The organism is Reichenbachiella sp. (assembly GCF_033344935.1).
Classification (GTDB): domain Bacteria; phylum Bacteroidota; class Bacteroidia; order Cytophagales; family Cyclobacteriaceae; genus Reichenbachiella.
Genome location: NZ_JAWPMM010000001.1, coordinates 1,472,398 through 1,486,135, shown reverse-complemented (window position 1 = coordinate 1,486,135; position 13,738 = coordinate 1,472,398). Strand labels below are relative to the sequence as shown.

The window sequence follows — 13,738 nt, the reverse complement described above, 5'->3', positions numbered from 1 at the left end:
GAAGGTTTCGAGCTAACGCTTGGAACCTTTTTTATACAAAAAAGGCCTGGTAAATTCCAGACCTTAATTTGCTCATCAATCATTTTTCTTTATTCATATCGTAATGCAGTCACAGGGTTTACTTGGGCGAATTTGAATGTTCTTAAACTGGCTATAGTCAATGAGATTAGTACGATCATCAAAATTGGAGTGGAGAAAGTGATCACATCCATGGATTTATAGTGAGTAAATATCTCGGCTATGAGTCCATCAATTAAATAATATCCGAATGTCACCCCTAGTGATGAGGAAATAACCAAAAGGAGGAAATAGTCCTTGTTGATTAAGTACACAATACGACCAATACTACTACCTAGTACTTTCCTTACTCCAATCTCTTTAACTCGTTTCATCAAATTGATTGACACCAAGGTGTATAATCCCAGACATGAGAGAATGAAGGCTACAACACCCAAGAAACCAAAAATCATAGTGATATTATCATTGATTTCTCTGGCCTGACGAAGAAAATCGTCTTGAAAGAACCCATTAAATATTTTGGTTTGTATTCGGTCATTCCAATCAGACTCCAAATCATCGTAGACATTTCTTATCTTATCTACACTAGTACGAGCCACAACAAAGCTATTCGTTCCATCATCTTCAAAACGTAAGCTTTTCAACGTGATCCCCACTGGCTCAATCGGCGCCCAAAACCCATACATGTAGAAGTTTTTAATTACCCCAACCACAGTTAGTGTCGTCGTATCATTAATCGCTACTCTTTTTCCTACAGGATCAGTCCAGCCAAAGGCTTCCACAGCTTTTTCGTTTAGAATGATGGATGCATCACTATCCGAAGCTTCCAATTCTTTTAAGAAAGATCGTCCTTGTAATATTTCCAATCCCATAACCTCCAGATAACCAATCCCAACATCAATCATGTTGGCATCAACCTCGATATCTTCATTCAGTAGGGTGGCTCCATAATTACCTCTTCCAATATGATTTTTGGCACTAGCTACTGCTTCAATGTCTGGATTAGCCAGCATGGATGCCATAGTTTTTTGGTACTCATTGTCATTCAATACACTTACACCTAGCACCTGGGCACGATCATATCCCATATCTAAAGTATCCTGATAGCGGGCATTTTGTACAAACGCGACACTAGCAAACATGGCAATTACGGTAAAAGTGTATTGGCAAGCCAAAAGTATCTTAGTCAGTTTTCCAGACCCCCCAATGCTCAACGTGCCTCTAAGGATACTTACAGGATCATATTTACTGACATATAACGAAGGATAAAAACCAGCTAGCAGAGTGGTAAAAATCAATAAACCCACTAAGAAAATGTACAACATATAATCCTCTGAGAAGTTCATTTCCAGATCCATCCCTTCCCACATGGCACTATAAGCCGGCACCAAATACTGAGCTATAAGCAAGGACATGACAATGGCCAGAAAACATATGGTGAGATTTTCAGCCAAAAACTGAAGAATCAATTGTCTTCTGTTGCCTCCGAGCACTTTTCTTACGCCAATCTCTTTTAATCTCCTATTGGAAGTAGCAATGGCTGTATTGGTAAAATTGAAACAGGCAACCAATAAAATTAAAAGAGCCATCAGCTGTGGAGTAAGAGTAGCTGCGGCTGGAGCTGCATTTCTAAGGTTGTCCCATCTAATTTCTTGAGAAATCTGTGCATGGTTATTCATTGGGCTCAACACAAACTTAGTAACAGTAAAACCAGGATTGGCTTGATTCTGAATAGGTATATACTTATTCAGCTGAGATTCAATAGATGAAGCTTGCGACGGATCATTGAGATAGACAAAAGTGTTTTGAGCCATGGCCTCCCAGCTGCCTTTTACTCCATCATCGTACATTCGATATCTATTCTCGAAGTTAAGCAGCAATTCAAAATGAACAGATGAATTTTGAGGAGCCTTTTCGACCACCCCAGCAATGGTGAAATTGAAACTCATTCCTGTATCATCAAAAACAGTCAGCACTTTTCCTATGGGATCTTCATCGCCATAAAACTTGCTGGCATATTCTTGAGTAACAATGGCGTTTTCCAATTTATGATAGGCATCCAGATCGCCACTTATCAGGTTAAAAGTGAAAGATTCCAGAAATCCAGGGTCTACATAAGTGACGCTGGTATTGAATACTTTATCCAATTGAACATCTCTTGCAGTAAAGACGTGACTTTCATATCTAAAGACACGGTCCACTCCGACAACATCATTCATCACATTGTCTGCGATAGGAAAGGGTACCCTTCCATACTCTCTGATATCACCTTTGTCGTCTCTGACGCTGTGGACTTTGTAGATATTATCAATTTGCGCATGGCATTCATCGAAGGACCAATTGAATTTGGAATTGATGTACGCCACAATACAACAGGCCAGAGCTAACCCCAGCCCTACGATGTTGATTGAAACAAAAACTTTGTTTTTTAGAAGGTTACGAAGGGTGACCTTGAGATAATTTTTGAACATGAGAATTGAGTTTTGACTTTTGGTTTTTTATTAATGATGATATCCAACCCAAAAAAGTTGTATCCAAACAAAAAATAATCAAAACTTTTTTCTCCTTAATCAAGGAACTGCCAGATAACCGGTTCTAACACACAGAAATCCTACAGAATAAAACGAGGAGGCTTATCAGCTCGCTAGCAATAACAACACGGCAGCTATCACCATTAACCAAAATTTGTAGGCTGCCAAAAAAGGAATGATAATAAAATTGAGTTGCATCGCTACCATAAGCAATACGATTACAATGGCAATTAATTTTAAAGTAGACTTAGTACTTGCACTCATACTGATTGATTTTTTAGAATTGAACACCAATGTTAATGACTTTTTGAGAATAATAAAATCCGTCTTGACCAAGACCTTGAACTCTTATCATTTTTTATCCAAAATACACTAAATTCGAGGTTGCAATTGAGAAAAATTCAAGGTTGAAATGAAGAGGTCTCTGGTCATATTTGGATGGATGGTACTGCTTTGTCTATGGACAAACGCATCGTTGGCAGGTACTGCCCAATCCAAAAGAAGTATTGACAGCCTCAAGGACTCTCTCAACATATCCTCTGGCATCCAGCGAGCCGAAATATTAGCACAATTAAGTTGGCAATACCGAAATGTGAATTCAGACTCAGCACTCTATTTTGGTCAACAAGCTTACGAACTTTCGAAAAACTTCAACTACGAAAGTGGTATTATCAAAAGTCTCAATTTCCAAGGGGTGGCTTACCGAAATAAGAGTGACTATTCCAACGCATTCAAATATTTTGTCGAGGCACTGAAAGCAGCAGAAGATGCCCAAAACTTAGAACAGATTGGTTATTCTAATATCAATATTGGGAACATATACATCTATCAAACCAACTATGTAGGCGCTCTGGAGTATTTTGAAAAAGCATTGATTCCTGCTCAGGAGCTCAATGACCAAAACATGCTAGCTTATGTGTACCTGAACCTTGGACGTACCTATTCCCGAATGGACGAATATAGCCGAGCAGAAGACAACTACCTTAAAACTCGGGACATCCGTAGAAAGTTAAATGACCAGGAAGGGTTAGTGACTATTGCCGTGGATCTGGCTGAACTGACTATGAGAAAAGGAGATTTGGACAGGTCTTTGGAATACTTTCATGAATCCACCAATGCCATAAATCAAATCAAAAACAAAGGGGCATTGGCATTTAGCTTGTACAACATTGCTGTAATCCATCGACAAAAAGGAAATTTGGATTCTGCAGAGTTTTACTCAAGGAAAAGTCTGGAAGTAGCCAAAGCCAACAACCTTAAAAATGACATTCGCAAGATTCATGAAAACTTGTCGATCATAGCCGAAGGAAGAGGGGATTTCAAAAAAGCATTACATTATTTCAAACTGAATCAGGAAAACGAAGACTCCATTTTCAATGAACAGACAACTCGTACCATTGAAAGCTTGAAATCACAATATGAAGCTGAAAAAAAGGAAGCTGAGACTATGTTTCTACGAGAGATCGTAGAGCGCCAACAGACCATTATCATCCTCGCTGCTGCCGCCTCAGTTTTACTACTCATCATCGCGATCATTATATATATGAGAGCAGTAGAAAGAAGAAGATTAAACCAACAAATATCGGCTCAAGCCAGAAAACTAGAAGAATTGGATTTCGCCAAGTCCAGATTCTTTGCCAATATCTCACATGATTTAAGAAGCCCTTTGAGCTTGATATTAGGGAACTATGAGCAGATAAAACAAGATGGAGAGAGCTACTTAACCTCTGACTCCAAGCAAAATCTAGAAGTAGCAAACAAAAACGCTCAACGTTTACTTTTCCTTACGGACGAAATCAATGAGTTAACCAAATTAGAAGAAGGTAAAATAAAGTTAGACCTGAAAGATGTGCCAGTCAACTCATATCTTTCGACTCTGGTCGCTTTGTTTAAATCTTCTGCCGAATTCAAATCGGTAGACTTGAGTTTCGAATCTACCATACCAGAGCATGTAGCCATTTCAATTGACCCTAATCAGTTTGAAAAAATCATTTTCAATCTGATTACCAACGCCTTGAAGCACACGCATAAAGGAGATTCAGTTAGGGTCAAAGTTGAAACCCAATCCAATGATTTGACTATAAGCATCACAGATTCTGGTGAAGGCATTCCAGAAAGCAGTTTACCGTATTTATTCGATCGATACTACCAATCACCGAAGAACAATTATCATGTCTATGAAGGATTGGGGATTGGACTTTCTCTTGTAAAAGAATTGGTGGATGTACATGGCGGAAATATTCAGGTCAAATCAAAAGAGGGAGAAGGATCTACCTTTATTCTTTCTATGCCTTTCATGATGCTCGAACACCTGGAATCTCAAATTCCAGAGACCTCAGATTACATTCAAACCAAAAATAAACTTTGGAGTGAGTTGTGGGAAAAAACTTATAATCCTGATTCGAACATAGCATTATCCACAAATGGCACCGACAAACCAAAATTATTGTTGGTAGATGATCACCCAGAAGTACGAGAGTTTATTGCCAAACTCATTCACTCAGATTATCAGGTTACCGAAGCAGAAAATGGTGTAATGGCACTCAAAGTACTTAAAAACGAGTCGATTGACTTAGTCATTACAGACTTGATGATGCCTTGGATGGATGGTTTTGAGCTATTGGAGAAAATGCAAGAAAACGAACACTGGAAGTCTATTCCAGTGCTTGTGGTCTCAGCCAGAAACACCGCAGATGATCAGCTACAAGTGCTGACACGCGGTATCAACAACATCCTTCAAAAGCCCTTTAGCAAGGAAGACATTTTGCTAAGAATCAAGAATCTACTCAATCAGAAAGAACGTTGGATTAAGGAAAGTGGCAATACGATCCTTGTGAATGACAAACCATTGATCAATGACATTGAAAAGGAACTACTTGAAAAAGTAAAGAAATTGGTTATCGAGCAAATTGACAATCCAGACCTCACCGTCTTGGTGTTGGCCGATGCGATGGCTGCTAGTGAGCGTAAGGTGTATCGTATGATCAAGAAACTGACCGATTTGACTCCTCATGAATACATCAAAGAGATCAGATGGCACTATCTAGAAAACCTAATCAAGAGTAAGAGCCTCAAAAATCCTACGGAAGCCGCTAAAGCCATAGGCATGAAAAACGTGACCAATTTTAAGAAACAATTCCATAAAAGATTTAACCGCAGTATTGAAGAAATGATGGCCAAGAACGCTTAATTTTTTCTTATCTTCAGGCCATGATTCTAAATGACAAAAAGACGATCAACGCCTGGTGTTCTTATGACTGGGCCAATTCGGTGTATAACCTTATTGTAACCACAGCGATTTTCCCCATTTATTATAACGGTGCGACTAAAGCAGCTTTTGATGGCGACGTGGTTACTTTTTTCGGCTTCTCTATCAATAGCTCCGTACTTTACTCTTATGCTATTTCTTTCTCTTTTTTGATAGCAGTCATCCTCTATCCTATTCTTTCAGGTGTAGCTGATTATAGGGGCTCAAAAAAGGCATTCATGAGGTTCTTCACTTACCTCGGCTCTTTAGCTTGTATTGGCTTATACTTCTTTGAGGGAAGCAATATTGAATATGGTATTTTATTGGCCATTACGGCAAGTTTAGGTTATGCCTCTTCTGTTGTTTTTTACAATGCCTTCCTACCCGAAATTGCTTCAGAAGATCAAATGGACAGTGTGAGTGCCCGAGGTTTTTCAATGGGATATATTGGTAGCGTTTTACTCTTGATTGTCAGTTTAGTACTAGTCTCAATTCCTGAGACATTTGGGTTTGACGGCGCTGGAAGTGCTACAAGATTCGTGTTTTTATTAGTGGGGGTATGGTGGTTTGGCTTTGCACATATTGCATTCGCCGCACTCAAAGACAATCGCACCCATGGAAAAATAACAGGAGAAGTATTACGCTCAGGATTTAATGAACTTAAAAAGGTATTCAGAAGCCTCAAAGAAAACATCAACTCAATCCGCTTCTTGTATTCGTTCTTTTTCTACAGTATGGGGGTACAAACCGTCATGCTATTGGCTCCTCTATTTGCAGCAGAAGAAATTGGTATGGAATCCAGCGAAATGATAATTGTAATATTAATCATTCAGTTGGTTGCCGTAGGTGGGGCTTACTTGTTTGCCGCCATCTCTAACAAAAAAGGAAATAAAGCATCTATATCTCTAGCGATAGTCATCTGGTTTTCTATTTGCATCCTGGCTTATTTTATTGCTGACAAAACCGTGTTTTATGGACTCGCTGGATTATTAGGTTTGGTCATGGGAGGTATACAATCCATCTCTAGATCTACTTATTCTAAGCTGATCCCAGAAGGAACTAAAGACACCGCTTCGTATTTTAGTTTCTATGATGTAACAGAAAAATTTGCCATCGTATTGGGGACCATGGGCTTCGGATACATCCTTCAGCTCACTGGCACCATGCGCAATTCCATGCTTTTCATGGGCTTGTTTTTCGTCATTGGCTTTATCATCTTGTCAAGAGCAAAACTGAACAAAGGCACAGCTTGATTTACAATTTCCTTAAAATAGTAGTCAAAGTAGCCCTTCGGATATTTTTCCGTAAGGTATCTATTCATAAGGCCATCGAACTACCAACATCAGGCCCTTTGATCATTGTGGGCAATCACCCTAACACTTTTATGGACCCATTGATCTTGGCTACGCTTTTCAAGCAACGGGTGGGTTTTCTTGGCAATGCTTCAATTTTTGTCAACTCTGTAGTGAATGCCATATTCGCCTACTTTAGAGTCATTCCGGTTTATAGAGACAAAGACGTGGCTCCAGGAGAGAAGATAGACAATGAAAAAACCTTTCGAGATTGTTATAAATTCCTGGAAGGTAATAATTCATTGATGCTATTTCCTGAAGGAACTAGTTATCATGAATTAAAGCTACGCAAGATCAAAACTGGTGGAGCTAGAATCGCACTAAGTGCAGAACAGAAAAATGGTTTTGATTTAGGTGTTAAGATCATCCCCATTGGCCTTTACTATAGCAATCCTTCTAAGTTCAGAAGTAAAATCTACGTGAACACCGGAGACCTCATAGACGTCAAAGATTTTAAAGAAGCTTACGAAAAAGATGAAATCGCCGGGGTGCAAGCACTTACACAAAAAATAAGAGAGTCACTCGAAAGTCTTACAATTACTACCGAGGACAAAGAACAAGAAGATCTCTTCTTCAAAGTCAAAAGAATCTACAAGGATCAACTGGTTAAAAAACTCAACAGCAAAGAGCAGGAATTTGAGCTAACCAAAGAGATTGCCAATGCGATTCAGTATTTCAAAGTCACGTTTCCTAACAAATTTGATGCGATTAAAGAGAAAGTTGATCGATGCAGTCAGCTATTGGATGAATTTCAAACCACCGCCAATAGGACAAGACCACTTCAAAGCAGATTGAAAAAATTTGGCATATTGCTCTCAGGCTCATTCTATTTGATCGCTGGTTTTCCAATTTACCTATATGGTTTAATTCAAAATCTTCTTCCTTTCAGAGCGCCTTATTGGCTTGCCAAGAAATTCACCAAAGAAGTGGAATATTATGCCCCGATTATGATGAGTTTGGGTATCGTCATCTTTCCAGCTTACTATGCACTATCCTTTTATCTATTCGATACTAATTTTTCTGTTGATCCTGTTATTCTCAGTTTGTACTTCGCTTCTCTCCCACTATCCGGCTATTATGTACTTCACTACTACAATTTCTTCCGATCAGGTCTTTCATTTTTAAAAATCCACAATTTCATCGACCCGAAAAAGGACTTATTAAAGGAACTAGAAGAATTGAAAGTTTCTATTTTTGAAGAACTGGATCAAGCCAGAGACATTTATTTAAAAAGACTGTAATGCAATGACCAAAATATATCATAACCCAAGATGTACTAAGAGCAGGCAATCGTTGGCCCTTCTGGAAGAAAAAAATGAAGAGATTGAAATTGTTGAGTACCTCAAATCCAATCCAACTAAACAGGAGGTCACTGAACTTGTGAGTATGCTAGGCATCAAACCCCTTGAGTTGATACGCAAGGGGGAAAAAATTTACAAGGAAGAATTTAAAGGCAAAGAACTGAGCGATGAGGCATGGATAGAAGCCATGGTTTCTTATCCCATTCTGATTGAACGCCCCATAGTGGTAAAAAATGGAAAAGCCGCCATCGGTCGCCCGATTGAAAACGTAATTGAGATCCTATAAATCGTTATAAAAAGCCACTTCCTGAGCACATTCCCGCCGAAATTGAAATTATTTCAAATTTCTCAGGCTTTTTTTAAATACCCGTTGGAGTTCTAAAATATGTTATGCTATATTTGCATCTCGTTTTTGAGGAGCACCAAAAAAACGAGGGGAAAAACGTTCCGCAGAGATGAGATTTCGGTCCATTTCTAGTAGTTTGGTATCCACTGGAGAGGTGGGTGAGTGGCTGAAACCACATGTTTGCTAAACATGCGTGCGAGAAATCGTACCGGGGGTTCGAATCCCCCTCTCTCCGCATCATGAAGGCAGAAAGGATTTATTTCCTGAATGTCTTGAAATGCCACAAATGATCGATGGGATCACGAGAGGCAAAGCGCAGGGAGGTGCATATGAGTAATCCCCCTCTCTCCGCAAGAAGGAAGAAGAAGTCTTCCAGAATATTGATGGTCTGCTAGCTCAACTGGATAGAGCAACTGCCTTCTAAGCAGTAGGTTTCAGGTTCGAGTCCTGAGCGGATCACAAAGGCTGTCAATAATACCGGTGACAGTTTATAGTTCGGGATGTAGCGCAGTCCGGTAGCGCACCTGGTTTGGGACCAGGGGGTCCCAGGTTCGAATCCTGGTATCCCGACTTCTAAAAGCTCAGCATTTTGCTGGGCTTTTTTCGTTTACAGCCATTTCAGTTTTCCACCATCTATTTGATCACAAAGGCTTAAATAATACCGGTGACGATTTAAAGTTCGGAATGTATCATTCCATGACGGGCACAGTCCGGTAGTGCACGACTCACCGTCCGTCTGGTTTGGGACCAGGGGGTCCCAGCGGTGCGGCGTCCCGCTTCGAATCCGCTAGCCGCGCGCCTCGTATCCCGACACAAGAAAACCACTCAAATGAGTGGCTTTCTTTCGTTACACCAAAAACAAAAAAACCGAAGCTCTCACCTCGGTTTTTCATATATCAATTTATTTCACTATTCTATTTTTACCATATACACCGCAGCATCATCGTCGAGCGGCCTCCCATCTTCATAAGCCACCAATACACCATCTTCGAATATCCAGTATTCATCATCCCCCATTTGAAAAGAATCGGAATCGTCTATATATAATTCTCCTCTCCCATTGATGTACCATTCAGAGTACTCTACCTCTTCTTCCCCAAAGGCAGAAACATAAATTCTACATTCGTGATTATCTCTGAACTCCAGTTCAATGTCTATTTCATCAAGTATTCCCTCTACCAGATTACCGGTTGCCCTTAGAATTAACCTGGCAAAGGCATTGTCTTCATCGTCCAATTCCTGTTCGAAAACATCTTCATCCAAAGATATTTTCATTTTCCATACGCCTTCAAGGTCTCGTTCGCGTACTCTGCCGTTTTGCGCATCAGCTGATTGAAATCCTATCAACAAGCCAATTAGTATAATGAGTTTATTCATGAGTTTTTGATTTTTGGTTTCAGTATTATGTTATACAAGGTACAGTCTTTAGTATAATACTGAATGAAGAGATAAAAAGTTACAACGCCATGAAAAATTAATTTCCTGTTGAGGAAAGGAGAACATTCAATCATTCCCTTTCGATCATTGCAAGGGAATCATTAGCTTTGCGGAATAATTAATACGATTCAAGAATTATGTTTGATAATCTTAGTGTAAAGCTCGATAAGGCCTTCAAGACACTGAAGGGACAGGGAAGGATAACTGAAATTAACGTGGCAGCTACCGTCAAAGAAATTAGACGGGCATTAATTGACGCCGATGTTAACTTTAAAGTGGCAAAGGAAGTCACCGATTCCATCAAAGAAAAAGCACTGGGCCAGGATGTATTAATAGCAGTTTCTCCAGGACAATTATTGACAAAAATTGTTTCTGAAGAATTAACAGAATTAATGGGTGGTCGCAGTGAGGAAATCAACCTCAAAGGCGACCCTAATGTTATTTTGATTTCAGGACTACAAGGATCGGGTAAAACCACCTTCTCTGGAAAACTTGCTCGTCACCTTAAGACACAAAATAGAAACGTATTACTTGTAGCCTGTGATATTTACAGACCAGCTGCGATAGATCAGCTGAAAGTACTGGGTGAGCAAATCGAGGTCGACGTATATGCAGAACCTGAAAACAAGGACGCACTTAAGATTGCTAAAAACGCGCTGAAATACGCGAAGGAAAACAATAAAAAAACCATCATCGTCGATACAGCCGGTCGTCTCGCAGTAGATGAACAGATGATGAATGAAATAGAGGCACTGAAGAAAGCCCTGAATCCTGCGGAGACCCTATTTGTAGTGGATTCGATGACAGGTCAGGATGCTGTAAACACAGCAAAGACTTTCAACGACCGCCTGGACTTCAATGGTGTGGTATTGACCAAGTTAGATGGTGATACACGTGGTGGAGCTGCTCTAACGATTCGAAAGGTTGTTGACAAGCCAATCAAATTCATCAGTTCTGGTGAAAAGATGGATGCCTTGGATGTATTCCACCCGGATAGGATGGCCAACAGAATCCTGGGTATGGGTGATGTGGTTTCTTTGGTAGAGAAAGCACAAAACACATTCGACGAAGAAGAAGCTAAAAGAATTCAGAAAAAAATCCGAAAGAACCAATTCGGGTTTGATGATTTCCTCTCGCAGTTAGAGCAAATCAAGAAAATGGGTAACCTTAAGGATTTGATGGGTATGATACCCGGCGTAGGGAAAGCCATTAAAGATATTGACATTGACGATGATTCTTTGAAGCCTATTGAAGCGATCATTAAATCAATGACCATAAAGGAAAGAGAAGAGCCGGATTTGCTCAATGGCAGTAGAAAGCAGCGAATCGCTAAAGGCAGTGGCACTTCTATTCAGGAAGTCAATCAATTACTCAAACAGTTTGATCAGATGCGTAAAATGATGAAGACCATGAACAAAATGGGCGGAGCCAAAAGAGCGCTATCTGGAATGAACATGTTCAAATAGACATTGAAAGACGTACACGGCGAAGCCATATTTGACTTTTATAAAGGAGACCATTCGGTAGTCCTGAAAACCTACAACTCTTACGGTGAGCCTGAAGAAATGCCGGTAGAGGTATTCTTCAGAGATCATCAAGACTTTACCGATCTGGAAAATTTGGCCATTACTTCGTGTGAAGGCAAAATACTAGATGTAGGCGCAGGCGCAGGAGCCCACGCGCTTTTCATGCAGGCATTCGAAATGGATGCTACAGCGTTAGAAAATTCACCTGGATGTATAGAAACGCTACGTCACTCAGGCATGGTAAAAATCGTAGAAGAAGATTTTTTCGCTCATAAGGGAAAATACGACACACTTCTATTGCTCATGAACGGATTGGGTCTGGCCGGAAAGCTGGATGGACTCCCTTATTTTTTCAAACATTGCGAAAAGCTTTTAAATAAAGGGGGACAATTGATATTGGACTCTTCTGATATATCCTATCTGTATGAGGATGGTCTGGAAAAACCAGATCATTATTTCGGAGAGATTCAATACCAATACGAATACAAAGGAAAAAAAGGAGATTGGTTCGACTGGCTCTACGTAGATCAGGAGTTACTCATCAAGGAAACAGAAAGTTTAGGTTTGAAGACTGAAATTCTTCATACCGATGAATTCGACCAATACCTAGCCAAAATCACCGGTTTCTAAGAATATAACGCTTAGAGAGCACATGAAATCTGGTCAAGTGCAAAATAGCCGCGAGCGTAAGACCTATCAATAAGGCTACCCATATTCCTTTTGCACCCCATCCTAAATAAATACCAAACAGATAGCCTAAAGGGATCGCCATAAACCAATAAGCAAACAAAGTCACATAAGTAGGCACCTTTACATCGGCTATGCCTCTCAATACCCCCAATCCGACAGCCTGTACCCCATCTGAAATCTGAAAAAAAGCAGCAATAATCAGCAAGCTTCCAGCCATTTCAATCACTACCGGTTCATTGATGTACCAAGTCGGTAAATAGGTGTTACCAAATATAAATCCAGCCCCAAAAAAGGCCATCATGATAGCCGCCATGGCAAAGCAAGTCATACCAGCCGTTCGAAGTGTCGGGTAGTCTTTTCTGCCTAATTGATTGCCTGTACGAATGGCTCCGGCTGCTGATATACCAGTTGCAATCATATAGGTAATAGCAGAAAGGTTTAATGCGATCTGATGGGCCGCCAAAGCCTCTGCACCAATCCAACCTACCATTACAGCAGCCATGCTAAAGGCACCAATTTCGAATATGTACTGCAAACCTGAAGGAATCCCAATGTTTAGTATTCGACGCATCACAAATGGGCGTAATTTGATTTTTGACCAAAGCATGACGTATCTTCTCAATGGCTTATAGGTCATAACAAAGACCACCATGGCCACAGCCATGATCACTCTTGAAATCAAACTCGCCCATCCAGCTCCTATCAGTCCCAATTCTGGCATACCTAGCTCTCCATATATCAATCCATAATTGAAGAATACATTCAAAATATTACCGGACACTGAGATATACATTGCCTGCCGAGTCATTGAAAGCCCTTCTGCAAACTGCCGAAACGCTTGAAAAACCATGAGCGGCACCAAACTAAAAACTAGCGTATTGAAATAAGGCAAGGCACCAGCCAGTACTTCTGGGTCCTGATCCAACAGAAACAACGACTGCCCAACGACCAATCCCACCAACATCAAAACAACACCTAATGCCGAATTGAGATATACCCCATGTTTGAAGAACTTGGCACCCATTCGTTTATCATTGGCTCCATCCGCAGAAGCAATCAATGGCGTCATCCCATAAGAAACGCCAAGACCAAAAAGCATGATGACGGAAAACACGCTATTAGCCAATGACACCGAGGCCAAAGGCACTGTACCTAATCTGCCAACCATCATACTATCTGCCACAGCCACAAGAATGTGCCCCATCTGGCTGAGCATGACTGGATACGCCAAGGTAATATTTGTTCGAAAGTGTTCTTTTAGGGTCAAGGGTCTGGGGTTAATGTTTTATC

At 40.3% G+C, this 13,738-nt stretch carries 10 protein-coding genes and 3 tRNA genes; 9 read left to right on the top strand and 4 right to left on the bottom strand.

The genetic code is table 11. From position 1 onward, the window contains the following. Positions 1 to 89: 89 nt before the first annotated feature. Positions 90 to 2,489, bottom strand: coding sequence for an ABC transporter permease (locus tag R8N23_RS06400; protein WP_318170738.1), 2,400 nt, complete (start codon positions 2,487 to 2,489; stop codon positions 90 to 92). 165 nt (positions 2,490 to 2,654) lie between these two features. After that, positions 2,655 to 2,813 (bottom strand): hypothetical protein, encoded by a 159-nt coding sequence (locus R8N23_RS06395; RefSeq protein WP_318170737.1) that lies wholly within the window; start codon positions 2,811 to 2,813, stop codon positions 2,655 to 2,657. Between the two features lie 148 nt (positions 2,814 to 2,961). On the opposite strand from R8N23_RS06395, the gene R8N23_RS06390 reads away from it, so the two are divergent. From R8N23_RS06390 to R8N23_RS06360, 7 genes are all read left to right on the top strand, one after another. After that, entirely contained in the window at positions 2,962 to 5,739 is a 2,778-nt protein-coding gene (locus R8N23_RS06390; RefSeq protein ID WP_318170736.1) for an ATP-binding protein, read from the top strand. A 20-nt stretch (positions 5,740 to 5,759) separates the two neighbouring features. Next, positions 5,760 to 7,049, top strand: coding sequence for an MFS transporter (locus tag R8N23_RS06385; protein ID WP_318170735.1), 1,290 nt, complete (start codon positions 5,760 to 5,762; stop codon positions 7,047 to 7,049). Beyond that, on the top strand, positions 7,046 to 8,389 hold the full coding sequence (locus R8N23_RS06380) for a 1-acyl-sn-glycerol-3-phosphate acyltransferase (protein WP_318170734.1): 1,344 nt from the start codon (positions 7,046 to 7,048) through the stop codon (positions 8,387 to 8,389). Before R8N23_RS06385 ends, R8N23_RS06380 begins: the two co-directional genes overlap by 4 nt. A 4-nt stretch (positions 8,390 to 8,393) precedes the next feature. Beyond that, the gene (arsC, locus tag R8N23_RS06375; RefSeq protein WP_318170733.1) at positions 8,394 to 8,735 is read left to right on the top strand and encodes an arsenate reductase (glutaredoxin); all 342 of its coding nucleotides are present in this window, start codon (positions 8,394 to 8,396) and stop codon (positions 8,733 to 8,735) included. A 208-nt stretch (positions 8,736 to 8,943) separates the two neighbouring features. Continuing rightward, positions 8,944 to 9,030, top strand: a tRNA-Ser gene (locus R8N23_RS06370). Between the two features lie 150 nt (positions 9,031 to 9,180). Continuing rightward, positions 9,181 to 9,254: transfer RNA gene (locus R8N23_RS06365), tRNA-Arg, on the top strand. Positions 9,255 to 9,291: 37 nt separating this feature from the next. Next, positions 9,292 to 9,365, top strand: a tRNA-Pro gene (locus R8N23_RS06360). A 339-nt stretch (positions 9,366 to 9,704) separates the two neighbouring features. On the opposite strand, the gene R8N23_RS06355 is transcribed toward R8N23_RS06360, so the two are convergent. Next, a complete protein-coding gene (locus tag R8N23_RS06355) occupies positions 9,705 to 10,172 on the bottom strand; it encodes a hypothetical protein (RefSeq protein WP_318170732.1) in 468 nt (155 codons plus the stop codon). 197 nt (positions 10,173 to 10,369) lie between these two features. Between R8N23_RS06355 and ffh the strand changes: the two genes are divergently transcribed. Beyond that, complete coding sequence (ffh, locus tag R8N23_RS06350; RefSeq protein WP_318170731.1) at positions 10,370 to 11,698, top strand: signal recognition particle protein; 1,329 nt, start codon at positions 10,370 to 10,372, stop codon at positions 11,696 to 11,698. A gap of 3 nt (positions 11,699 to 11,701) precedes the next feature. Further along, positions 11,702 to 12,388, top strand: coding sequence for a methyltransferase (locus R8N23_RS06345; protein ID WP_318170730.1), 687 nt, complete (start codon positions 11,702 to 11,704; stop codon positions 12,386 to 12,388). Here the strand turns inward: R8N23_RS06345 and R8N23_RS06340 are convergent. After that, a complete protein-coding gene (locus tag R8N23_RS06340) occupies positions 12,375 to 13,715 on the bottom strand; it encodes an MATE family efflux transporter (protein ID WP_318170729.1) in 1,341 nt (446 codons plus the stop codon). The genes R8N23_RS06345 and R8N23_RS06340 overlap by 14 nt on opposite strands. Positions 13,716 to 13,738 lie beyond the last annotated feature (23 nt).